Source organism: Nostoc sp. (genome assembly GCF_036917755.1).
Lineage (GTDB): Bacteria > Cyanobacteriota > Cyanobacteriia > Cyanobacteriales > Nostocaceae > Nostoc.
The window spans coordinates 246,277-269,465 of record NZ_JBALFC010000009.1 but is presented as its reverse complement, the minus strand read 5'-3'; the positions used below and the strand labels follow the sequence as shown (position 1 = coordinate 269,465).

The window sequence follows — 23,189 nt, the reverse complement described above, 5'->3', positions numbered from 1 at the left end:
ACAGAAATAATCAGAATTATTTAGATAATACTACGGTATTTGCATCAAATTACCGTATTTAAATAAAATTTACAAATTTATACTCAAAATACTTTGTCTAAATACTTGACTAAGGCTAGCGATCGCCCTGAGCGATCGCATCTAAATATTGACGAGCCTGAATCAGAGTAGAATGCACGCCTCTTTGCAATCAGATATGACTTTCAGCAAATTAAATGTTCAGCCTCATAGTAATGATAATCATTAAGTTCTCTTGGTTGCCACTTCTGCTGTTGATGTCGGGATACATTACAGCTATTTTCAGGTAAATAGACCAGGCGGTAGGGGCACAGCATTGCTGTGCCCCTACGACAGATGTCGTTCAAATACATGAAAACTGCTGTAAAAGTCACACTGAGATGATAAGATTACTGCTCAGTTATTTAGTTAATAAATGAGCAATTCTGCGATCAACTCTATCCTCCGTCCCTTGCGGATTGGTAAACATATTGCCCGCTATCCAATTGTGCAAGCTGCAATGGCGGTGCGAGTATCTGGCGCGAAGTTGGCTGGAGCAGTTGCCAATGCTGGAGGAGTGGGGATGATTGCCTCTCTAGGACTAGGTTTAGATTCTCCCTACTTTAATGAACGTAAACGTAGTAGTTTTTTTACAGCCAACCGACTCGCTTTAATCGATGAATTGACCAGAGCCAGGAGTATTAGCCCTGATGGGGTAATTGGTGTAAATATTCTTGTCGGGACTAAAGATTACCCTGTGTTGGCGAAGACGGCAGCTGCTGAGGGAGCAAATCTGATCGTTACAGGGGCAGGATTGCCTTTAACTTTACCAGAGTACACTGCCAATTATCCTGATGTAGCACTTGTAGCGACTGTAGCTAACGTAGACGCAGCACTGTTGATTTGCCAGACTTGGAAAAGTCGATACGATCGCCTACCCGATGCCTTAATTGTGGAAAATTATCAGAAGGTGGGAGGGCATTTTCCCCAATGTGAACAAATCAACGTTCCCGAATTTTCAATTGGGTGGGTGATTTTGCAAGTGGGGGATTATTTAGCCGAAAATATGGGTGTGAGGATACCGTTGATTGTCACTGGTGGAATTAGCGATCGCCACGATATTGATCAAATGTTAACTTGCAGAACTGATGGCAGATTTGACTGCCAAAGTCTAGGGCGTTAGGGTTAACCAACGGCATCCCAAAACCCCGTATGAAGAATCACACCGCGATCGCATGAAAAACCCTCTCCTGAACTTAAAATTTTTAACATGGATATAAATGAAATTCTTAAATCTTATGCTGCTGGAACAAGAAGCTTTCAAAGACTGAATCTGCAAGAAGTAGAATTAACAAATGCCAACCTCATAGGCGCAGATTTTAGCTATGCTGATTTACGTCAAGCACGACTTGGTAAAACTAATCTTAGCCAAGCTTCCTTACGCGAAGCAGACTTGAGTGAATCTATCCTTTGGGGCATAGATTTGAGTGAAGCAGACTTATATCGTGCTGTTCTCCGAGAAGCTGATTTAACGGCTGCAAAACTAGTCAAGACACACTTAGAAGAAACAAATTTAATCAAAGCTAGTTTATGTGGCGCTAATTTGCATGGTGCAAACTTATCTCGTTCTCTGTTATTTCAAGCAGACTTACGCCCCAGTTCTGACCAGCGTACAGATTTGGGATATGTGGTTTTGAGTGGGGCAGATTTGAGTTATGCTGATCTTAGAGCCGTTTCCATGCATCACGCCAACTTAGATAAAGCAAAATTATGTCGCGCTAATCTGTCTAAAACAATACAGTGGGGTAACTTAGCGGCGGATTTGAGTGGGGCTAGTTTGCAAGGTGCAGACTTGAGTTATGCAAATCTAGATAGTGCCATTCTGCGAAAAGCGAATCTGCAAGGTGCAGACTTAACAGGGGCAATTCTCACAAATACCGATCTCCAGGGAGCAATCATGCCTGATGGTACGGTTCATGATTGAAGAAGAATTCAGAACTCAGGAGTCAGGAGTCAGGAGCGGAGCCGGAGACGCTCTGCGGCTTGGCGTCAGAATTCAGAATTGAATTGGAGTCCGACTGGGTAATGAATATTGGTTTAAAACCAAGCCGAATTGTGGGCGAAAAAAATTAAAATATTCTCGCCTTAAAACTCTATTCCTTTATGGGTAGAGTATTCACCAATTCTCAATTCTGTATTCTGACTCCTGTTTTATTTATTGCTATAAGGAGTTTTCATTACTTCTCTGCAAGAATTAGGGCTACCCAAAATATCAACACTACTCAAAGCTGCTGAAAGCCAGTTAGCTAATATGGAAGTAGCTTTATCTGCTAAAGGCGATCGCCAGAGTCAGAAAAACTTTGGTAGTCTAGAAAATCCAGCCTATCCGCAGATTTTTACGGTTACAGATTTACCAGATTTCTTTAGCTGGGGAAGTGAACAGCGTTTAGTCAACATTGTAGAAAACTATATTGGTCTGACTATTGCTTTCCAAGGTGTACATTTACGCCGCGACTTTGCTAATAAGGCTTGTGTAACCTCGTTCCCAGTCTCAAGACTGGGAATGTATTCCCAGAGGGCTGCTGCCTCTGGTCAAGAAAAGGAGGCGGAGCCTCCCAGAGTGGGTTCCCAGCCTGGAGGCTGGGAACCAGTCAGGGTAAGGGCTGTATCATAACTTAGTGCCATTCAGTACAGAGTGTTTTTCTTCACTCAACACTGAGTTTTGTCAATCAAGACAGAGGCAGAAGAAATATATTGGTAAATTTAGAGACTGATCGCATTCCATGATTCCACAAAATGCGTAGTTTACCACCGTAGGCATCAGTCTCCAAATCTAACGCACGGTTCCCCGCAAAGCCTCAGAATCAATGGGTTTGATCAGGTAAACCAACAGTAGATTCCAAACAATTGCTGCAATCAAAGGTAGTTTGCGAATCAATTTCACAACTTTAGGCAGAGAACTTTCCTCAATCTCGGCAATTTTCAAGTTGTAACCTGCACAGCGTTGTAGGCGTGGGAAAAATTTGGGATGTTCGGTATTCAACATCACAGGAAAAGCCCGTCCCGCAGTTTCATTGGTGTTGCGGACAACTTGGAGATCAAATTCCGTCGCATCAAGTCCCAATGACTTGTAAAAACCAGCCCGTTCATGAACTGTCAGGGTGTGCGTAGCAAATACCGATAACAAGAAAAAGCGACTCCACAGCCTAGCTTTCCAGTTGTTCCACAGTTGCGGTTGAGAACGTAAAAGCGCCTTGAATATATCCCCGTGGCGGTTTTCGTCCTGACACCAACTCTCAAAATAGCGGAAGATAGGGTAAAACTGGTTTTCCGGGTGCTTTTCTAGATGTCTGAAAATAATAATGTAACGCCAGTAGCCGATTTTTTCTGATAGGTAAACGGTGTAAAGTACCCACTCAATTGGGAAAAACGTATAGGTGCGGGTTTTAGTAACAGTGCCTAAATCCAGGGAGAGTTTAAAATCAGCCATTGCTTTGTTGAGAAATCCGGCGTGGCGGGCTTCATCACGCGCCATCAGTTGAAATATTTCCGCTAGCACTGGACTGCGATTTTTCAGCTTGCGGGATAATTCTTTGAATAGCAAGAAGCCGGAAAACTCAGAAATGCAAGAGCGTTCCAAATACTCAATAAACGCCTGCCTTGCTTCACCTTCAATGTGTTCCCAAGATTGGTTAAACACCTCATCCCGAACAAAATGATGACGGTTGTAGTCTGTCCGCATTTCTGCCAACATTGACTTTAATTCTGTTTCCTGGGCAGATAAATCTAGGTTAGCTGCGGTTTCAAAATCTGTAGTATAAAACCGTGGGGTGAGTACAGTTTCTTTGCTGGGGGTTTTAATTTCGGGCTTAGGTAGGGTATTAACCATGAGTAATGCGGCGATGATACTAATAGCTATATAACTATTAAGCTATACCAAATGTGGTTCTTTGTCTAGACCTCTTTACAATCCTTCAGTAAAGGAGAAAATTCACCATGTCCGAATGGCACTAAAGTACAAACCCAAAGCATTTCAGGACTTGGGCTTAAATAATGTATTAAGTTTTGAAACTTCTCTAGACTAAATCACTTACATCGCTCTATGATTATATAGTTAATTTGAGTACCCCTAGTGAAAGTTTCAGAGGTTTTAACATGGGTCGTCATTCCGATAATTCTCTGCAAGAATCTAGAAATCACCCAACATTGCTGACATCACCTACCAACACGATACCCCAGGATTCACGGGTGCGATCGCAGCAATTCATGCTTATCAAAAACATTAAATTCAATTCCGTCTAACTTTAGCCTCAAAGTCTCTAATAAGAGGTTTACCCTTTCTTGAATAAAAATAGTCAGGGCGTGTTCAGGAAGTGCATCGGCTCTTGACCATTCAAGAATAATCGTAGGTATAAGATGAGAGCGTAGGACTGCCTCTAAACCAGGCTCGTCATATTCTTTGAGATAATCTAATGGATTTTTATCGCTAATTTTAAGATTAGTTATTTGGGATAGATAGGCAATATTCATCAAGCTGTCAGATTCTATTTGACTAGCAATACCACTCTGTTTAATAAAGTTAACTGGAAATATATGGTGCAAGTTAGGCTTATCTGTTAGCTGATAATAAACATCAGCCAAAACATCTCTATGAGGTTTTGCCCAATCTTGCGGCTTATGGTTTGCATAAAGTGATAGTATCGCTCTGGATAAGCGACCTCTATAACTGTAAAAAGATTTTCTGAGCGAATTCTTATCAATATCAAATTGATTGAATGAGTAAGTACTATTAGCCTTTTGTTGATTAACAAAGTCTATATGTTGCCAAAGGTGAGTAGTGTTTGTTAGTAAATCTGCATTATGAAAACTATAATACCAAAAATACTTATTTAGAAAATTATAATCTGGTTTATCATTCCGATAAAAATATGCCGTGATAGTCAGATATAAATATCGGTAAGGAATTAATCTTCCACCCTTAATATGCAAAATATTATCAAAAAAATCAAAAGTTTTAGCAACTGCTATTTTAAAATCAGACCATACAGCTTCAATATGCTCTGTTTTTAGCTCATTAAGATACTTGTCAGTAATATTTTGTATCCCGGCTTCGGGAAATTCAAGTTTTACTACTACAGCTAGCATCTGGAGCAATGTCCAATTATCAATACTGGCATATTGACTACCAGAAATAGTTGTTTTAAATTTATCAAATAATTCACGAAGATAGAACCCAGAGATATTATTTGTCTTATTGTCAGAACGAAAAGTCTTAGCAACCACAATATCAAAGATATCCAAGGGTTTGCCAGCTTGATTAATCCGCTCAAATATTTGACACACTTCCGCAACTTCAATACCTCTTAACTCAATAAAGGAAATTTTGTAATTAGCAAAAACCTCCCTAATTCTTCTCAATTGTTGCATATAAGGATGATCGTATTCTCCATTAACACTTACATAAATATTGTTTTCTATTTTTCCATAATCTTTAATTACATCTATTAACTTGATAATTAGTTTATCTTGATAACGTTGTTTTTTACCAATATTTGCTTTTAGCTGACCATCTCTATCATCGATTTCGTCCCAAAATAAGAACCTTTTTACATAGCTTGTATCATCAGTAGCATCAGTAAGTTCAATAGTCAAATCTATATATAGTGTTGGATTAAAATTTTCATTTTTAGCAATCTTACCACCATATATTGATGTTAGTAGAGAAGTTGTTCTTTGTTGTCCATCTAAAATGTATTGGTATTCATTAGAGTGAAAATCATCAGCAAACTTGATACCACCTATTTCCCTATGACTTTCTAGCTTGGTATTAGTTTTCCAAATTAGAATACTTCCTAAAGGGTAAAACTTATAAATACTATCCCAAAGTTTTTTAACATTCCCTTTCTCCCAGACAACATCTCGTTGAAAGGTCGGAATTTGATACTTATTTGATAGAAGATTTTCCAAATAGAGAGCAATACTCTGAGCATCTGGCTTAATGCGTTCAGTAGATGTAAACATTGAATTAACCTTACCTAACTTTGAGTAAATATCAAGATTGATGTGCGAATTTAACTAATATTCGTAAAATTCCATACCAAGCTAACTGATATTTAATTAAGTGGCAACTCAGATTTTAGAAAACTTCTGCAACCTTTGTTCTATCCCAACGTTGCCCTGTAAGCCTCCTGTGTGTACCAGTAGCAATGAATCGCCTCTACTAAAAAATCCCTGCTTTAGTAAATCCATCACTCCGTAAAACATTTTGGCGGTATATACGTAATCGAGGGGTATGCCATGTTCCTCCCTGAACTGGTGGCTGAACTGTAGCAACTCGTCGTTTACTTTTGCATAGCCGCCAAAGTGGTAATCACACGCTAATTCCCAGTCAGCCGGAGAGTTATATGGTGCGGGTAAACTAGAGGCGAGATAATTTGTCAGCAGATTTTCGATTTCTTGTGCAAGAAATGCCCCATTTTTCAGAACGGGAAAAGCGATCGCTCTTTGCTTTTGATCCAACGATAGCGCAATACCAGCCAGTGTGGTAGCTGTACCGCAGGCTACGCATATATGATCAAATGCGTAGGCGTAGCCAGCCGTAGGCATCGCATTACCAACTATCTCTGTGCAGCCGCGCACACCATTTAAATTACTACCACCTTCAGGAATGATAAACACCTCACCGAAGCGTTGTTGCAGATATTCCTGTAGCGCTGCTGTGTTGCGCTGTTGATACGTCTGGCGGTTCAAGTACACAAGCTGCATACCCTGTTGTACAGCAAAACTCAGCGTCGGGTTGAGTGGTAGCCTCTCCTCGCCACGAATTACACCAATGGTGCGAAAACCGAAAAGATTACCAGCCGCCGCAGTTGCATAGATGTGATTGGAATAAGCGCCGCCAAAAGTAAGCAGCGTCGTGAAATTTTTCTCCTTGGCCTCCAGAAGGTTGTATTTCAGCTTGAACCACTTGTTGCCGTTAACCCACGGGTGCATGAGATCGAGGCGTAGCACATACAGATCAACACCAGCGTGACGGGCGATTTCGCTGTTGATTTGCTGTAGAGGAGGAGGAAAAAATATTAACGACATCGGTAAACATTATAACTTAGAATTTATATTCTCTCACGTTGATTATTGAAAATAAAAGTAATGGTAAACATTGAGTAATTCAATGGTAAGTCAAGCAAAATAAAGAATAAATATTTCTGATGGTTAGCTTTATAAATTGGCATTTTACTAATTGAGTATTTCAGGTAAATATAAGAAACATAACACTTGCTCCAGAGCAAATAATATTTTTTTTGGAGAAAATAAATGATTGCACTCACACAACTTACTCAAGTTATTTCCAATCCAGGACGTTTGACGATTCAAACTGTTGAAATTGCTCCTCAAACGACTGCTATCCGTTGTCTCGACTGGGATAGAGAACGTTTTGATATCGAGTTTGGTTTACGGAATGGAACGACCTATAATTCTTTCTTAATCCAGGGGCAAAAAGTTGCCTTAATTGACACATCTCACCGCAAGTTTGAGCAACTATATCTTGAGATACTGGTGGGATTAATTGATCCAACTAAAATAGATTACTTGATTATTAGCCATACAGAACCCGACCACAGTGGCTTAGTGAAAAATATTTTACAATTAGCTCCCTCGATTACTGTTGTCGGTGCTAAGGTAGCTATTCAATTTCTGGAAAATATGGTTCACCAGCCTTTTAAATCAATGCAGGTGAAAAGTGGAGAGCGATTAGATTTAGGCAACGGACACGAATTAGAATTTATCTCTGCACCTAACTTACACTGGCCTGACACAATCTTGACTTATGACCACAAAACTTGCACTCTCTACACCTGTGATGTATTTGGGATGCACTACTGTGATGACCACACTTATGATGAAAATATTACCTCAATAGAGGAGGATTTTAAATATTACTATGATTGTCTCATGGGACCTAATGCCCGGTCTGTTTTGGCAGCTTTAAAACGGATTGAAAAGTTAGAAATAGTCACAGTTGCCACCGGACATGGCCCTTTATTGCAACACTATATCTCCGAATGGCTGGGACGGTATCAAAACTGGAGTTTAGAACAAGCAAAAACAGAGACATTAGTGGCTCTACTTTATGTTGAAGATTACGGCTATAGTGAGCATTTAGTCAGCACCATAGCACATGGATGTGCGAAAACAGGGGTGGCAGTAGAATTAGTAGCTCTTAATAGTGCCGAGCCTCAAGAAGTTCGAGAATTAGTTGCACAAGCTTCTGGTTTAATAATTGGAATGCCAGCCCAATCTTCGGTGGTGGCTCAAGCTGCTTTAAGTACGATATTAGCTGCTGTTCACAAGAAACAAACAATTGGTTTATTAGAGTCAGGAGGGGGAGAAGATGAACCTATTTACCCCTTACGCAATAAGTTTCAAGAACTGGGATTAATTGAAGCCTTTCCACCTATTTTAGTTAAAGAAACTCCTACCCAAGCAACGGAACAACTTTGTGATGAAGCGGGGACAGATATGGGTCAATGGTTGACCCGCGATCGCACCATTAAACAGATTAAATCTATCAATACCGAGCTAGAAAAAGCTTTAGGACGTATTAGCACAGGATTGTATATTATCACTGCCAAAAAAGGAGAAATTCAGAGTGCAATGCTGGCTTCGTGGGTAACACAAGCGAGTCTTGAGCCTTTAGGAGTGGCGATCGCAGTATCCAAAGATCGGGCAATTGAATCCTTGATGCACGTTGGCGATCGCTTTGTTTTAAATGTTTTAGAAGAAGGCAAATATCAAGGATTAATGAAACATTTTCTGAAGCGTTTTGCTCCTGGTGCAGACCGCTTTGCTGGAGTGAAAACATATCCAGCTAACAATGAATCGCCGGTTTTAGCTGAAGCTTTAGCTTATATGGAATGTGAAATTACTAGCCGCATGGATTGTGGAGATCATTGGGTAATTTATAGCACAGTCCAAACTGGAAGAGTTGCCAAGCTAAATGCACTTACCGCCACCCATCACCGCAAAATTGGCAATCATTACTAAATGGGGCATGGGGCATGGGGCATTGGGAAGAGACAAGGCAATACGGTTCGGTTAAGGCAAGAGACGCGATAAATCGCCGTCTCTACAAAGGACTGATTATTGTAAAGACGGCGATTTATCGCGTCTTTGCGATCTAGGACGTGTCATTAAAAACCTTATCCGAACCGTATTGAGAGACAAGGAAGAAACTTGTTCAAGAATTCCCCCTCATCTCCCCCACTCCCCTACTCCCCACTCCCCACTCCCCACTCACAAAAAGCTATGTATAAATCTGCTGAAAATACCGCAATTACCATGTACGAAATCAATCGAGCGCGCGTCGTGCGAACCTTGGAATTTATTCAAGATGTGATTGTGATTTGTTTGTGTATCGGTTTATTTAGCTTCATGGTGCTTCAGGTGAAAGATATGTTTCTCTCCTTACTTCCACCTCTAGATTTTCATGCTGTTACTGCCGATATTCTCTTTTTACTCATCTTAGTTGAGTTATTCCGACTACTGATTATTTACCTACAGGAACATCGAGTATCTATTGGGGTAGCTGTTGAAGTTTCTATCGTTTCCGCCTTGCGAGAAGTCATTGTTAAAGGTGTTCTAGAAACAAGTTGGAGTCAAGTTTTAGCAACTTGCGCCTTTTTATTAGTGCTAGGAATACTACAGTTCCTCCGAGTTTGGCTACCTCCAACCTTTGAAGGTATCGACCCGGAACAAGAAGTATCTAAACGCTATAGAAACCAAGCCAAGTCTGAATTAATACAAACCAATAGTCATTAAGAGTAGGGAGTGGGGAGTGGGGAGTAGGGGGAGATGAGGGAGATGAGGGGGATGAGGGAGAATTATTGAACAAATTTCTTCCCTATTCCCAATGCCCAATTCCCCATGCCCCATGCCCAATGCCCCATGCCCAATTCCCCATGCCCAATGCCCAATGCCCCATTATGAGGTTATTATGTCTGCAAATACTTTAACTACCAGCCATCCTAGAGATGTGCAGGTTGCTGAAATTGGTAAAAATACTCTGATTTTGCGATCGCGGACTTGGGAAAGACTAAAATTTGAGGTTGAGTATTCCCGCCAAAAAGGAACTACGGCGAATTCTTATCTGATTCAAGCTGATAAAAAGGCTTTAATTGACCCTCCTGGTGAATCTTTTACCGAAATTTACCTTCAGCAACTGGCGCAACATCTAGATTTTACTACCCTAGATTATATTGTTCTCGGTCATGTCAATCCCAACCGTAGAGCCACCTTGCAAGTATTGTTTTCTCAAGTTCCTCAAGTTACTCTAATTTGTTCTCGCCCCGCGGCCAATGCTCTAAAAACCGCTTTTCCTGAATGGGAATCACGTATTCAAGCGGTGCGATCGGGGGATACTCTAGATTTAGGACAAGGACATGATCTATCATTTATCACCGTACCAACTCCTCGGTGGGCGGATGGACTTTGTACCTACGATACCGCCACAAAAATTATCTACACAGACAAACTTTTTGGCGCTCATATTTGCGAAGATACCTTGTTTGATGAAGATTGGAAGGGATTAGATGCGGAACGTCGTTACTATTTTGAATGTCTCCATGCGCCCCAAGCCAAACAAGTTGAAGTAGCTTTAGATAAATTGTCGGTTTTGGGAGCCAGATGTTACGCCCCAGCACACGGCCCGGTTGTTCGTTACAGCCTTAGTCGTTTTACCTATGATTACCGTCAATGGTGTCAAGGTCAAAAATCTCAAGAATTGCGTGTTGCTTTGCTCTATGCTTCTGCTTATGGTAATACAGCAATTCTGGCGAATGCGATCGCTCAAGGTTTAATTCAAAATGGAATTAATGTCGAATCAATTAACTGTGAACTAGCAGACTCTGCGGAGATTAACCGCATTGTAGAAACCTGCGATGGTTTTATTATCGGTTCACCCACTTTAGGCGGACATGCACCGACTCAAATTCAAACTGCTTTAGGAATAGTCCTCTCGGCGACGGCTAAAACTAAGTTAGCAGGAGTGTTTGGTTCTTACGGTTGGAGTGGAGAGGCAATTGATTTACTAGAAAGCAAGCTTAAAGATGCTAATTATCAACTAGGATTTGAAACAATTCGGGTGCGTTTCAGTCCTACTCCTGAGATTCTCCAGCAGTGTCAAGAAGCAGGTGCTTCCTTTGCTCAAAACTTGAAGAAAACCAAAAAACTGCGTACTTCCCGGCAGGTTGTGACAGAAACCCATGTAGATCGTACCGAACAAGCGGTGGGGCGGATCATTGGTTCTCTGTGTGTTGTGACAACTCGTGATGAAGAAACTCACAAAGGCGTTTTAACTTCTTGGGTATCGCAGGCAACTTTTAACCCGCCAGGGATTATGATTGCGATCGCTAACGAGCAAAATGCAGATTTAATGCATCATCCTGGTGATAAATTTGTGCTGAATATCCTCAAAGAAGGAAGAAATGTGCGACGCTATTTTTCTCGTCATAGCACTTTAGGAGATAATCCCTTTGCAAATCTTGCCACAAAAACTGCTCTTAATGGTTGTTTGATTCTGAATGAGGCATTAGCCTATTTAGAATGTACCGTGCAAAATCAGCTTGAATGTGGCGATAGATGGTTAATTTATGCCGTCATCAATCACGGTGAAGTCTTGGAAAATGATGGTGTCACTGCTTTGGAGCATCGGAAATCTGGCAGCTATTATTAACAGTTACCAGTAAAGGATAGTGGGGGCTGGGGACGCTTGTTGAATCCAGTTCCCAACTAATATCAATTATAAAAAACTCCACCCACTCTTGGGATGGAGTTTCCCGCCGCTTTCAATGAATTACTTTCTTGTTAGCATTAGCATAACTGATGCAATTATTAATAGGACTTACGCACGAGTTACGGAATAACGAACCGCTCCAGGCGCAGAGTACACGGAGAAATCAGAGTTTCAGAGATATTTTGCGTAAGTCATAATTAATTTTAATTTTATATACATATTTAATAATTAGTTGTAGTTATTTTTATGAAATAATTAAGATATATAGCAATCTTACACCGACAGACTCAGATCCCCGACTTCTTCAAGAAGTCGGGGATCTTTTTGTTCGTAAATCTTTGAAAATCACATTGAAAGTTCTGAAACTCAAGTTCGGAATTTTGAGAGCGATCGCAAGTATTTGGTTAAGGCAAATACCCCTTAGACTATTGAGTTACCCATCTTGTTGGCAAGCTGATAAAAATGTTTAGCTCTTTGCTTGAATTGCCAAATCTTCTACTTGCCTAATTTCATTCCAGTCAATAACAGCAACCCACATAGTTTCCTCATGAGAATACTTCACTATTCCATCTACCTCCAAATCTTCGCTGTAAAAAGTGAGTAACTGACCGTCTTGCAACTCAATACCTTGACTAGCCAAGTCCTCAATAGTACCGATGCAATTCAGACGTAAGCGACCTTCGATATCAGCATTATGAAAATCTGCAAAGACTCTGAGTCTACTCATGTGTTTCTTGCGATTATGAATTTTGCCTTGCTGGGTTAGCAATTGTAGGCGTCAGGAGACTGTTAATTTGCTCTGGACTTAAGCCAATTAAGGTGGCATGATTTGGACTTCTGCCAGATGTTCGGATTACATCTCCACCTAAAGAGCGAATTTCACCCACTGTTGTGACTCCAACCAGCCCATGAGGAATGCATACTGCCAACTGTGCTACTGACAATCCTACTGCACATTCCACCGAAATTCCTGTGAAGCCACTGGGGTGGGTTCCTATTCCACGTTTAATATCTTCTGGAAGATTGCGACCCCCTCGAACCACTAAAGCTTCATCTGGAATTTTTTCCACAAGTGTAGATTTATTTGAATCCAATAACCGCTACACTTTACCAGAAATAGGACTTACGCATGAGTTACGGAATAACGAACCGCAGAGGCGCAGAGTACACAGAGAAATCAGAGTTTCAGAGATATTTTGCGTAAGTCCTAAGAAATAAACGAAAAATCTAGGTTCTTGGCTTTAGGTTCTAGTCTCATGTTTCATAGCCAATATCGTGATCTAAGATTGTTGGGTATCCTATAAAGTGCGATCGCCACTATACCGATGATTGAAGTTGAGCATCTAAGTAAAATATACGGTTCCACCCCAGCGATTACTGATGTCACTTTTAGCGTCGAACCGGGGGAGATTTTAGGGTTGTTGGGGCCCAATGGTGCTGGTAAAACCACAACTATGCGAATTCTGGCTGGTTATTTACCGGCAACAAATGGAAATGCCCGGATTGCTGGCTATGATGTCCATGAAAATTCCCTAGCTGTACGCCAACGAATTGGTTATTTACCCGAAACACCGCCGTTATATCCAGAAATGACGGTGGAGGGATTTTTACATTTTGTCGCCCGAATTAAGGGAGTATCAGCAGGCGATCGCACCAACAAGGTAACAGCTGCCATCGAACGCTGTAATTTAGAAGATAAGCGGCGGGTGATTATTCGCAAACTCTCTAAAGGATATCGCCAAAGGGTAGGAATTGCTCAAGCGATCGTCCACGATCCACCAGCGATTATTTTGGATGAACCCACTGTTGGACTCGATCCTCGACAAATAATTGAGGTGCGGAATTTAATTAAAAGCCTCGCTGGGACTCACACAATTATTCTTTCCACGCACATTCTGCCAGAAGTGAGCATGACTTGTAGCCGCGTCGCCATTATCAATCGCGGTAAAGTTGTGGCAACTAATACACCAGAAAACCTGATGACCCAGTTGACAGGCGGTTCAGGATATGAATTGGAAATAGAAGGAGAAGCTGCCCTAGCGAAACAGGTATTGCAAAAAGTCGCGGGTGTGAGTCTGGTAGAATCAATTCCGACAGCCGGAATGCATAGTCATCAACCCCAGGAAAACCGCGCTTACCTGCGGGTGATATCGCAACCGGGAAAAGAACCAGGGCGCGATATTGCCACAACATTAGTGCGTGCAGGATTCGGTTTACATGAACTGCGGCGTGTTAACGCCACCTTAGAAGATGTATTCTTGCAACTGACCACAGAAGAAAAGAATTTCGATACTGAGGTAGACTTAGCAGCAGACAACGAAGGAGAGGCAGCGTAAATGGGTATAGTGCTGAGTAATATTATTGCCATTTATCGCCGAGAGTTACAGAGTTATTTTGTATCACCTTTGGCTTATGCGATCGCAGGCATATTTTGGTTCATCGCGGGGTTATTTTTCGTGATGATTTTGCTAGGGCCAGATGGCATTTTGACCGGAGTTGCGGCAATAGATTTACAAGGGCAAGAACAGGGAGTGCCAGTACCGCCGATAGATGTCCCCTACGAATTTATCCGGGCATTTTTGGATCGCATGGGGTGGCTATTGTTGTTTATCCTGCCAATTCTCTCGATGGGACTCTATGCCGAAGAACGTAAGCGGGGCACTTTAGAACTGTTAGCCACGTCACCAATCACCAATTGGGCGGTAGCTGTAGGTAAGTTGTTAGGCGTGATCACATTTTTTACCACAATGGTTGTACCTATGCTAGTGTTGGAAGCGATCGCAATTAGCGGATCAAATCCACCAATGGCGCTTTCAATTCCCTTGCTGGGTCATTTGGGATTAATCTTGCTAGCAGCAGCAATTTTATCTGTAGGAATGTTTATTTCCTCATTAACAGACAGCACAATTCTGTCTGCCGTTCTCACCTTTGCAGTAATCTTATTATTGTTATTGATTGATTTAATCGGCAAAATTGTCCCTGGCCCCGTGGGCGAAGCATTAGGTTATCTGTCGTTGCTAAAACATTACAACACCTTAATTCAAGGCATTTTTGATACTAGTGCCTTAATTTTATTCGCCAGTTACATTTTATTGGGCATTTTTCTCACCGCTCAATCAATTGATGCACTACGCTTTCAAAGGCAATAGTTATTTGTCATTTGTCATTTGTCATTTGTCATTTGTCAAAAAATAGTGGCAAGTAAAAATATATGGACGAAAATTGAGTGACTAGAAATCAGCAAGACAACTGAATAAATGGCAACAAAGCGTTTCCAAGAATTACAGGTTTATCAATTATCAGAAAAATTAGCAGATGACATTTGGAAAATTGTTGAAGGATGGAATTTTTTGCAAAAGATACGATTGGTAAACAGATTGTACGTTCAGCCGATAGTATCGGTGCGAATATAGCGGAAGGTCTAGGAAGAGGTAGTTTTCAAGACAATAGACGTTTCATAAAAATAGCGAGAGGCTCTTTGAATGAAACTCAACATTGGTTAAGACGGGCTTACACTCGCAACCTTTTAACTACCGAGCAGATAAATACAATCAAAACAATCATTAACGAACTAGCACCAAAATTAAACTCCTACCTAAACTCAATTGGCAATGTACCAGATGACAAATAACAAATGACAAATGACAAATGACAAATGACAAATGACAAATGACTAATGACAAATGACAAATAATATGAAGATAATTGCAAAAAAGAAACTGTGGAAATATCTATTTTGGTTTGGCCCGTTCCTAATTACTGTTGGCTTAACAGTTGGATTAGTCTCTGAACAGTGGGGATTAATTCCATTAGCATTTCTGATTACGGGAATTGTCATCAGTGGGTTGTGGATAATATGGCAAAGCTACCAAACTAACTGGTGGAAGCTTCGTTCTACCCAAGCTGGAACTAATGCCCTAGTAGCAACTCTGGCAGTATTGGCAATTTTGGGATTGATTAACTTTTTAGGAACTCGCTATCACTTGCGGACAGACTTAACAGAAACTCAATTGTTTACCCTTGCGCCCCAGTCACGGGAATTAGTGAGTGTCTTACCACAGCCAGTTAAAGTGTGGGTGTTTGATATTAGCCAGAATCCCCAAGACCGAGAACTGCTAGAAAATTATCAGAGGCAAAGTTCAAAATTTAAATATGAGTACATCGACCCCCAAGCTAGACCAGGACTTGCAGAAAAGTTTGGCGTCAAAGGTTATGGGGAAGTTTACCTACAATCTGGGGATAAACGGCAACTAGTACAAACAGTAAATGAAAATGAGCGCCTGTCAGAAGTTAGATTAACTAGTCGCCTGCAACAACTAACAAATTCAACCACAGCCAAAGTTTACTTACTCCAAGGTCATGGCGAACGCCAACTTTCGGCTGGTAAAGGTGCAATATCACAAGCGATTCAGGGATTAGGTGACAAAAGTTTTACAACAGCACCCCTGAATCTAGCAGAAACTTCCAAAGTTCCTCAAGATGCGGCTGTCGTAATAGTAGCTGGCCCCAAGCGAGGGCTGTTTGAGGGTGAAGTCAAAGCCTTGCAAGAATATCTTAATCGGGGCGGTAACTTACTGCTGATGATTGATCCCAATACCGATCCCAAAGTTGACAGCTTGCTACAAGAGTGGGGTGTTCGTCTAGATAATCGTTTAGCAGTAGATGTCTCAAAAGATAGCGTGGGACTTGGCCCGGCTGCGCCCTTAGTGACAGAATACGGACAACATCCAATTACCAAAGATTTCGCTAACGGCATTTCTTTTTATCCGGTTGCACGACCACTGCAAATTACCTCTGTACCTGGTGTTGAGGCTACTCCACTGCTGCGAACCAAATCCTATCCCAGCAGCTGGGCAGAAAGCGACCTCCAAAGCGAAAAATTGGAGTTTAATGCAGACAAAGACCTCAAAGGCCCTCTAACCTTGGGCGTAGCCTTAACAAGAAAACTACCAACCAAATCTACTTCCACTCCCCAAGCTTCACCGACACCTTCACCCCTACCATCACCAACCACTCAAAGCAAAACTTCCCCCTCTCCCTCATCTCCCTCATCTCCCCCATCTCCCCCATCTCCCCCATCTCCCTCATCTCCCCCATCTCCCCCTACTTCCTCATCTCCCCCATCTCAAACAGCCACCGAATCCCGGTTAGTGGTTTTAGGAAATTCTAGCTTCGCCACCGATGGCTTGTTTCAACAGCAATTAAATGGAGATGTATTTCTCAACTCAGTTACTTGGCTGAGTCAACAGGAGAAGCAACCCCTTTCTATTCGCCCCAAAGAACCGAAAAACCGTAGAATAACCTTGACTACTACGCAAGCCAATCTTTTAATATTGTCGTCTTTGTTGGTTTTACCTTTAATTGGGTTGGCGGCGGCAGTTATTATCTGGTGGAAACGACGGTAAGAAGGGAGTTAGGAGTTAGGAGTTAGGAGTTAGAAGTTAGAAGTTAGGAGTTAGAAGTTAGAAGTGTGGAGTTTGGAGTTATAAATATTAACTCTTCACTAATGCCAAATGACAAATGACAAATGACTAATGACTAATGACTAATGCCAAATGACAAATGACAAATGACAAATGCCAAATGACAAATGACAAATGCCAAATGACAAATGACAAATGACAAATGATTAAAAAATGAAATTGCCGCGAACGACTTTAATTTTGATACTGCTAGCGCTAGGTTTAGGTGGTTTTGTTTACTTCTATGAAATTAGAGGTGCGACTGTGCGAGAAGAAATTAAGGAGCAAAAGCAGCAAATTTTCTCTTTTGCCGCAGATGATGTGCAGTCTTTAACAGTCAAGACAAAAAAACTCACTCTAAATCTTGAACGTAACCCTAAATCTAGTAATCCGGAGTGGTTAATCAAATCTCCGGTATCGGAACCAGCAAATGATGCTATTGTTTCTTATTTAATGGATTTGTTGGTCAAAGGTAAGAGCGATAGCACTTTATCAACTCCAGCAAAAGAGCTTGGAGAATTTGCCTTAGTTCAACCCCAAGCAACTATCAATATCACCCTGAAAAACCGACAAAGCCATCAGTTGATTTTGGGTAAATCTAACTTTAACGGTCGTTTCTTGTATGCTCAAGCTGACCCTGCTACTAAACCCGATGGGAATATAAATGTGTTGTTGATATCTACAGATTTTGCAAATGCTGTGAATCGGGAACTATCAGAGTGGAAGCAACCTGTAGATAATAGTCAGAAACTTCCTCCGCTCACCATTCCTAAACCGAGTCCGACAAACAGCAAATAATTAATTAAAAATATGGCGATATTATTATGACAAATCCGACAGCAACATTGCTGATTTCCTGCCCCGATCAACGCGGACTGGTGGCGAAATTTGCCAATTTCATCTATTCTAATGGTGGTAATATTATCCATGCAGATCAGCATACAGATTTTGCTGCTGGGTTATTCCTTACCCGCATTGAATGGCAATTAGATGGGTTCAATTTACCGCGAGAATTTATTGCCCCTGCATTTAATGCAATTGCTCAACCTGTAGGCGCTAAGTGGGAAATACGTTTTTCTGATACAGTACCACGCATTGCTATTTGGGTAAGTCGGCAAGACCATTGTCTATTTGACTTAATTTGGCGACAACGCGCTAAAGAATTTATTGCTGAAATTCCTTTAATTATTAGTAACCATTCTAATTTAAAGGTAATTGCAGAGCAATTTAATATCGACTTCCAGCATATCCCTATCACTAAAGACAATAAATCAGAACAAGAAGCCCAACAATTAGAATTACTACGCCAGTACAAAATAGATTTAGTTGTATTGGCAAAATATATGCAGATTATTAGTGCAGATTTTATTAGTCAATTTCCGCAAATTATCAATATTCATCATTCATTTTTACCAGCTTTTATCGGAGCAAATCCCTATCACCGAGCTTTTGAACGTGGGGTAAAAATTATTGGTGCAACGGCTCATTATGCCACTGCTAATTTAGATGCAGGGCCAATTATTGAACAGGATGTGGTGCGAGTCAGTCACCGTGATGAAGTTGATGATCTGGTTAGAAAGGGCAAAGATTTGGAGAGAGTTGTATTAGCAAGAGCAGTGCGATCGCACTTGCAAAATCGTGTATTAGTATATGGCAATAGAACAGTAGTATTTGAGTGATTTTATATCCTAACGAATGTAATTCGCAGCTATACAAACAAAGTCCGAGTCGGAGGACTTTATAAAAATAGTTATTTCCCGAATTGCCGTAGCTGTTTTAGCTGACTGCGGACAGCTTTTCCACTACCGTTAAGAGCCAGGGTATAAAATCATCCTCCTAAAGTTAGAATTCTGAATTCTTTTTGTAAACTACTTTTATGGCTGCTTTATGTTCCGACCTTAAGGGAAAAGGGCATTCTATGTAAAGACAAGGAACCTTGATATCAAGCAGCCACTAAACAGATGATTCCACAAAAATCCTTTATATTCCCTCATCGGCTAAGGCAAATCGGAGGCATCATTGTTTTAGCGATCGCCTATTATGGAATGGCTGAAATTTCACGGCGGCTTGCCTCCACACCCCAGAATGTGACTCCAGTTTGGCCGCCGGATGGAATTGCTACTGGGGCTGTTCTGCTGTTTGGTAACTGGATTGGCTACGGTGTTTTGCTGGGTTCATTTCTCGCCAACTTCTGGGCGTTCCAAGATCCCACAAGTTTCTTATCGCTGGTGATTTCAACGCTGCCAGTTCTGTTAATTGCGATCGGAACAACCCTGGGGACTCTGTTGGGTGCCTTCCTGCTGCGGAAAACTACCAACCATCACTATCCCTTAGAACGTGTCACCAACGTATTCAAATTTTTGATCTTAACCGGCATGGTGGGGCCAATCGTCAATGCAACTGTTGGAGTGGCTTCCTTGGCGTTGAGTGGTAAAGTTCCCTGGACAGCATATGGGACAGTCTGGTTAACCTGGTGGATTTCTAATGTTTCGGGAATTTTTATCGTCACTCCGATTCTGCTTAGTTGGGGGCAATTCATTCAAAAAAACCGACATCCAATCTGGCAATGGTTATCCCTGAGTTCAACTTCAGAGGATTCTGAAAATCCCCCTCATCTTCGACACTCAAGAGCAAACTCACACCCTTTAAGATTCTGGTTAATCGTAGAGCCAGTTATCCTGATGGGGTTGGTCATTCTGATCGCCAAAGTTGCTTTTGGTAAGGGATATCACTTAGAGTATATGTTAATTCCGACGTTGATCTGGTCTGCCTTTCGACTAGGGCAACCGGGTGCAACGCTGTTAACTTTTATTGTGGCTGCGATCGCAGTGATTGCAACCGTCAATGGCAAAGGTGGTTTTGTGACTGCGGATCTGAACGAATCTTTGATGCAACTGCAATCGTTCATTGGCGTGATTACACTGACCATTCTGGTGTTGACAGCAACGATCGCCGAACGAACACAAGCAGAAACCAAACTGCGTTTAGCTTTTGCCGAATTAGCTAAAACCAATGAAACTCTAGAAGTTCGAGTTCAGCAGAGAACTGAAGAATTGAATCAAAACAATACAACTCTGAACCAAGCCTTACAAACACTCAAACGCACTCAATTGCAGATGATTCAGAGTGAAAAAATGTCTGCATTAGGACAGATGGTGGCAGGGGTTGCCCATGAAATCAATAACCCGGTTAATTTCATTCATGGCAACTTGACTTATGTTTCTGAGTATATGCAAGACTTGTTGAGAGCATTGCAAGCTTACCAACAGCACTATCCTAATCCACCTGAAGCTCTACACGCAGAATTGGATAAACTTGAACTGGACTTTTTACAGTCAGATTTGACCAACATTCTTCAGTCGATGGAAATTGGTACTGAGCGTATATCTACTATTGTGTTATCGCTGCGGAACTTCTCGCGCTTGGATGAAGCAGAATTGAAAGCGGTAGACATTCACCAAGGGATTGATAGTACCTTGGTGATTTTGCAACATCGATTGCAAGGAACAGCCACTCGCCCACAGATCCAGGTTATTAAAGAGTATGGTCAGTTACCACTGATTGAATGTAATGCTGGCTCCCTTAATCAAGTGTTTATGAATCTTTTGAGCAATGCTGTTGATGCATTAGAAGAATCTAATCAGGGGCGTTCGTTCCCAGACATTTCAGCCAACCCCAATGCCATCTGGATTCAGACTCGTCAAATCGATACAAACCAAGTGATGATTATGATTTCTGACAATGGAATGGGCATTTCAGAAGAGATTCGCTCTAAACTATTCGATCCTTTTTTCACCACCAAGCCCGTTGGCAAAGGCACTGGTTTGGGTTTGTTTATCAGCTATCAAATTGTAACTGAGAATCATGGCGGTAATCTTTGGTGTGAGTCCACACTGGGGCAAGGCACAAAGTTTGTGATTGAGATTCCTGTAAAAGCTCAGAGAATTGCTTAAATATTATTGGGCATGGGGCATGGGGCATTGGGCATTGGGCATTGGGCATGGGGCATGGGGCATGGGGCAAGGAGAATTTCGAGAAGCGATGCTTACGGCGGGCTTCCCTTAAGCATTTGTTGCTTCTGTGAGGCCGTTTGTTATATCGGCGACCTCATTTGTTATATCGGCGACCTCATTTGTTATATCGGCGACTCCATTTGTTATATCGGCGACTCCATTTGCTATATCGGCGATACCTACGGTGAGCTTCGCCAACGCATTTGCTATTTCGGCGACCTTATTTGCTATATCGGCGATGCCTACGGCGGGCTTCGCCAACGCATAGTAGCCTTTTGGAAGCGATCGCCTCACTCAGATGTGGTAAGCAAATGCCCACCCTACTTTTTGCTAGGATAATATACGATCAATTTTCAAGGATCTGAGGGTTTAAGCTTCCCCGGTCTGAAGACGCGGGGATTTCTGAAGAGTCCATAAAAGAACTTTCTTAGGTTGACTTAAACAACCTCTACTGATTCCAGCCAAATTAAATTTAGCTATCATCGCTACTTTGCGAATAATATTCGCGGCTCCGTTACAGTCCGCGTTTATTTTGATTCCGCTTGCTGTTTTAAACAAACCTCTGCTGATTCTAATACCACTGCTTTTCCACCCGTCGGGTTTTGCACCGATTGTAGGTAGAACATCATTATCTGGGAACGATGTCTTAGAGGTATAGCTTTCTTCGGTTTCGATAAAATCTATTCCGTATTGTTTACACAGTTGTTCAATACGGTCTTTTAGTTTAGCTGTGGGAATCTGAACAAACTTTTGATTGTTCTTTTTACCCATGTCAGCGCCGTCTTTTTGCCCGTCATTCCATCCAAAAACGATAGTGCCGATTTTATTCTCTATGCAATGGTTAATTACAATTCTTGCAGCTTTGTTTACAGCATCTCGCATTTTACGATTACGTTTTTCTGTAATTACTGCAAGTCGACTTGACCAAAAAGAAAGCGGTTTTCCTTCTTTGATGTTGGCAACTGACTTGTTGTACCACTGATTAATGCTTTTGAGATGCAATCCGTCAACGATAAAAGATGTTCCAGTATTTGATACACAAGTCAACCAGTTATCTATTCCGTGGTCAATTCCTAATACATTAGACTTATCAAGCGAAACTTTTGTTGTGTCTTTTTTGTAGACAAACTCAGCATAAAAGCATCTGTTTCTTGGTAAAATTCTAACCTGGACGTTTACCTTATCGGCTGAATGTGGAGTAGAGCAAGCTGGAGCAGAGCGATTTGCCCAGCATTTTGATCAAATTTCCTGGGTTCTCTCAAACGGTAAACAGTCCCAATGTCGGACATCAATTTTTCAGGACATAGAGGAGAACTGGTGGTGTCGAGTTTGTCCGAGTGGTATTAGTGAGATTGGAACTGATACACCAGAAAGCGCTTATCTGATGACGGAACTGGGTATTTTGCTGTATCAACGTTTACAGTCTGCTCCACTTTTTTGATATGCCTTGGTGGGCGTGGAAGTAGATGAGTTTAGAACTTATAGCGAATTGATTGAAGAGTCTTCTACTTTGGCATTTCCGGGATTGGTTTTAGCTGAAACAGTTTGGCAAGCAGTTGGCTCATCTTCAGCGTTTAGACCATTCAGCCCTAGATATGTTTGGAAACTCTATGAAGGTGAAGTCTATAAACCGCTAATGACATCGCCAGACTTGAAAAGCAAGCTGAATGAATTGCTGGCTGTGGGGTAAATGCATTCATTGGATAGCAAGTCGCTGCACCGGAACATCCCAATATGGTCAGATGAGTCGCAGAGATTATTTGCATCCAGCAATCTGAATCTTATCAAGTACCCAAGATAGATGTAATAGTATCTAAAATGTGCTATTTACTCAATACTGCTAAACGTAGGATTGAAAATTAGGATTTTTCTACATAAAATTAAAAATCTAAAATTAAAAATTGGTAACACAGATGGTTAGGAGTG

General features: G+C 41.4%; 21 protein-coding genes and 2 pseudogenes. 16 read left to right on the top strand and 7 right to left on the bottom strand.

The features are described 5' to 3' along the window. The first annotated feature begins 433 nt into the window (after positions 1-433). From V7L05_RS03480 to V7L05_RS03470, 3 genes are all read left to right on the top strand, one after another. Positions 434-1,180 carry an NAD(P)H-dependent flavin oxidoreductase gene (locus tag V7L05_RS03480; RefSeq protein ID WP_335161804.1) on the top strand — a complete coding sequence of 249 codons (747 nt, stop codon included), beginning with the start codon at positions 434-436 and terminating at the stop codon, positions 1,178-1,180. An 87-nt stretch (positions 1,181-1,267) separates the two neighbouring features. Then, positions 1,268-1,981: a heterocyst differentiation pentapeptide repeat protein HetL gene (hetL, locus tag V7L05_RS03475; RefSeq protein WP_335161802.1), complete on the top strand. Its 714-nt coding sequence runs from the start codon at positions 1,268-1,270 to the stop codon at positions 1,979-1,981. 327 nt (positions 1,982-2,308) lie between these two features. Next, positions 2,309-2,671, top strand: coding sequence for a hypothetical protein (locus tag V7L05_RS03470; RefSeq protein WP_335161800.1), 363 nt, complete (start codon positions 2,309-2,311; stop codon positions 2,669-2,671). Between the two features lie 159 nt (positions 2,672-2,830). On the opposite strand, the gene acsF is transcribed toward V7L05_RS03470, so the two are convergent. The 3 genes from acsF to V7L05_RS03455 form a co-directional block, all read right to left on the bottom strand. Further along, on the bottom strand, positions 2,831-3,886 hold the full coding sequence (gene acsF, locus V7L05_RS03465) for a magnesium-protoporphyrin IX monomethyl ester (oxidative) cyclase (RefSeq protein ID WP_335161799.1): 1,056 nt from the start codon (positions 3,884-3,886) through the stop codon (positions 2,831-2,833). Between the two features lie 353 nt (positions 3,887-4,239). After that, positions 4,240-6,018, bottom strand: coding sequence for a GmrSD restriction endonuclease domain-containing protein (locus tag V7L05_RS03460; RefSeq protein ID WP_335161797.1), 1,779 nt, complete (start codon positions 6,016-6,018; stop codon positions 4,240-4,242). 108 nt (positions 6,019-6,126) lie between these two features. Then, on the bottom strand, positions 6,127-7,086 hold the full coding sequence (locus V7L05_RS03455; RefSeq protein ID WP_335161795.1) for a 1-aminocyclopropane-1-carboxylate deaminase/D-cysteine desulfhydrase: 960 nt from the start codon (positions 7,084-7,086) through the stop codon (positions 6,127-6,129). Positions 7,087-7,311: 225 nt separating this feature from the next. Here V7L05_RS03455 and V7L05_RS03450 point away from each other — a divergent pair, with 225 nt between their 5' ends. The 5 genes from V7L05_RS03450 (at position 7,312) to V7L05_RS03430 (ending at position 11,728) form a co-directional block, all read left to right on the top strand. After that, on the top strand, positions 7,312-9,042 hold the full coding sequence (locus V7L05_RS03450) for a diflavin flavoprotein (RefSeq protein WP_335161793.1): 1,731 nt from the start codon (positions 7,312-7,314) through the stop codon (positions 9,040-9,042). A gap of 14 nt (positions 9,043-9,056) precedes the next feature. Further along, entirely contained in the window at positions 9,057-9,179 is a 123-nt protein-coding gene (locus V7L05_RS03445; protein ID WP_335161791.1) for a hypothetical protein, read from the top strand. A 124-nt stretch (positions 9,180-9,303) separates the two neighbouring features. Then, entirely contained in the window at positions 9,304-9,816 is a 513-nt protein-coding gene (locus V7L05_RS03440; protein WP_292791117.1) for a phosphate-starvation-inducible PsiE family protein, read from the top strand. 65 nt (positions 9,817-9,881) lie between these two features. Then, positions 9,882-10,010 (top strand): hypothetical protein, encoded by a 129-nt coding sequence (locus V7L05_RS03435; RefSeq protein ID WP_335161789.1) that lies wholly within the window; start codon positions 9,882-9,884, stop codon positions 10,008-10,010. Beyond that, entirely contained in the window at positions 9,992-11,728 is a 1,737-nt protein-coding gene (locus tag V7L05_RS03430) for a diflavin flavoprotein (RefSeq protein ID WP_335161850.1), read from the top strand. Before V7L05_RS03435 ends, V7L05_RS03430 begins: the two co-directional genes overlap by 19 nt. 526 nt (positions 11,729-12,254) lie before the next feature. Here the strand turns inward: V7L05_RS03430 and V7L05_RS03425 are convergent. Both V7L05_RS03425 and V7L05_RS03420 read right to left on the bottom strand, forming a co-directional pair. Next, positions 12,255-12,515 (bottom strand): hypothetical protein, encoded by a 261-nt coding sequence (locus V7L05_RS03425; protein WP_335161787.1) that lies wholly within the window; start codon positions 12,513-12,515, stop codon positions 12,255-12,257. 13 nt (positions 12,516-12,528) lie between these two features. After that, the gene (locus V7L05_RS03420; protein WP_335161785.1) at positions 12,529-12,858 is read right to left on the bottom strand and encodes a flavoredoxin; all 330 of its coding nucleotides are present in this window, start codon (positions 12,856-12,858) and stop codon (positions 12,529-12,531) included. A gap of 255 nt (positions 12,859-13,113) precedes the next feature. On the opposite strand from V7L05_RS03420, the gene V7L05_RS03415 reads away from it, so the two are divergent. The 7 genes and pseudogenes from V7L05_RS03415 to V7L05_RS03385 all read left to right on the top strand — a co-directional run bounded on the left by V7L05_RS03415 (position 13,114) and on the right by V7L05_RS03385 (position 21,203). Further along, on the top strand, positions 13,114-14,124 hold the full coding sequence (locus V7L05_RS03415) for an ABC transporter ATP-binding protein (RefSeq protein WP_335161783.1): 1,011 nt from the start codon (positions 13,114-13,116) through the stop codon (positions 14,122-14,124). Beyond that, a complete protein-coding gene (locus V7L05_RS03410) occupies positions 14,125-14,937 on the top strand; it encodes an ABC transporter permease (RefSeq protein ID WP_335161781.1) in 813 nt (270 codons plus the stop codon). 108 nt (positions 14,938-15,045) lie between these two features. Beyond that, positions 15,046-15,419, top strand: a pseudogene (locus V7L05_RS03405) (four helix bundle protein). A gap of 64 nt (positions 15,420-15,483) precedes the next feature. Continuing rightward, positions 15,484-17,193, top strand: coding sequence for a GldG family protein (locus V7L05_RS03400; protein ID WP_335161779.1), 1,710 nt, complete (start codon positions 15,484-15,486; stop codon positions 17,191-17,193). A 231-nt stretch (positions 17,194-17,424) separates the two neighbouring features. After that, positions 17,425-18,048 (top strand): DUF4340 domain-containing protein, encoded by a 624-nt coding sequence (locus V7L05_RS03395; RefSeq protein WP_335161777.1) that lies wholly within the window; start codon positions 17,425-17,427, stop codon positions 18,046-18,048. A 26-nt stretch (positions 18,049-18,074) separates the two neighbouring features. After that, positions 18,075-18,929, top strand: a complete 855-nt coding sequence (gene purU / locus V7L05_RS03390) for a formyltetrahydrofolate deformylase (protein WP_335161775.1) — start codon at positions 18,075-18,077, stop codon at positions 18,927-18,929. A 282-nt stretch (positions 18,930-19,211) separates the two neighbouring features. Continuing rightward, on the top strand, positions 19,212-21,203 hold the full coding sequence (locus V7L05_RS03385) for an MASE1 domain-containing protein (RefSeq protein WP_335161773.1): 1,992 nt from the start codon (positions 19,212-19,214) through the stop codon (positions 21,201-21,203). A 108-nt stretch (positions 21,204-21,311) separates the two neighbouring features. On the opposite strand, the gene V7L05_RS03380 is transcribed toward V7L05_RS03385, so the two are convergent. Together V7L05_RS03380 and V7L05_RS03375 are read right to left on the bottom strand one after the other, a co-directional pair. Then, positions 21,312-21,524 carry a hypothetical protein gene (locus V7L05_RS03380; protein WP_335161771.1) on the bottom strand — a complete coding sequence of 71 codons (213 nt, stop codon included), beginning with the start codon at positions 21,522-21,524 and terminating at the stop codon, positions 21,312-21,314. Positions 21,525-21,632: 108 nt separating this feature from the next. Continuing rightward, a pseudogene (locus tag V7L05_RS03375) lies at positions 21,633-22,433 on the bottom strand (RNA-guided endonuclease InsQ/TnpB family protein); the annotation flags it as partial. A gap of 286 nt (positions 22,434-22,719) precedes the next feature. Here V7L05_RS03375 and V7L05_RS03370 point away from each other — a divergent pair. Then, positions 22,720-22,953, top strand: a complete 234-nt coding sequence (locus V7L05_RS03370) for a hypothetical protein (RefSeq protein WP_335161769.1) — start codon at positions 22,720-22,722, stop codon at positions 22,951-22,953. Positions 22,954-23,189: the final 236 nt, after the last annotated feature.

Coding starts and splice junctions, on each gene's coding strand:
- V7L05_RS03480 (WP_335161804.1), top strand. CDS start 434: ATGAGCAATTCTGCGATCAACTCTATCCTCCGTCCCTTGCGGATTGGT.
- hetL (WP_335161802.1), top strand. CDS start 1,268: ATGGATATAAATGAAATTCTTAAATCTTATGCTGCTGGAACAAGAAGC.
- V7L05_RS03470 (WP_335161800.1), top strand. CDS start 2,309: ATGGAAGTAGCTTTATCTGCTAAAGGCGATCGCCAGAGTCAGAAAAAC.
- acsF (WP_335161799.1), bottom strand. CDS start 3,886: ATGGTTAATACCCTACCTAAGCCCGAAATTAAAACCCCCAGCAAAGAA.
- V7L05_RS03460 (WP_335161797.1), bottom strand. CDS start 6,018: ATGTTTACATCTACTGAACGCATTAAGCCAGATGCTCAGAGTATTGCT.
- V7L05_RS03455 (WP_335161795.1), bottom strand. CDS start 7,086: ATGTCGTTAATATTTTTTCCTCCTCCTCTACAGCAAATCAACAGCGAA.
- V7L05_RS03450 (WP_335161793.1), top strand. CDS start 7,312: ATGATTGCACTCACACAACTTACTCAAGTTATTTCCAATCCAGGACGT.
- V7L05_RS03445 (WP_335161791.1), top strand. CDS start 9,057: ATGGGGCATTGGGAAGAGACAAGGCAATACGGTTCGGTTAAGGCAAGA.
- V7L05_RS03440 (WP_292791117.1), top strand. CDS start 9,304: ATGTATAAATCTGCTGAAAATACCGCAATTACCATGTACGAAATCAAT.
- V7L05_RS03430 (WP_335161850.1), top strand. CDS start 9,992: ATGTCTGCAAATACTTTAACTACCAGCCATCCTAGAGATGTGCAGGTT.
- V7L05_RS03425 (WP_335161787.1), bottom strand. CDS start 12,515: ATGAGTAGACTCAGAGTCTTTGCAGATTTTCATAATGCTGATATCGAA.
- V7L05_RS03415 (WP_335161783.1), top strand. CDS start 13,114: ATGATTGAAGTTGAGCATCTAAGTAAAATATACGGTTCCACCCCAGCG.
- V7L05_RS03410 (WP_335161781.1), top strand. CDS start 14,125: ATGGGTATAGTGCTGAGTAATATTATTGCCATTTATCGCCGAGAGTTA.
- V7L05_RS03400 (WP_335161779.1), top strand. CDS start 15,484: ATGAAGATAATTGCAAAAAAGAAACTGTGGAAATATCTATTTTGGTTT.
- V7L05_RS03395 (WP_335161777.1), top strand. CDS start 17,425: ATGAAATTGCCGCGAACGACTTTAATTTTGATACTGCTAGCGCTAGGT.
- purU (WP_335161775.1), top strand. CDS start 18,075: ATGACAAATCCGACAGCAACATTGCTGATTTCCTGCCCCGATCAACGC.
- V7L05_RS03385 (WP_335161773.1), top strand. CDS start 19,212: ATGATTCCACAAAAATCCTTTATATTCCCTCATCGGCTAAGGCAAATC.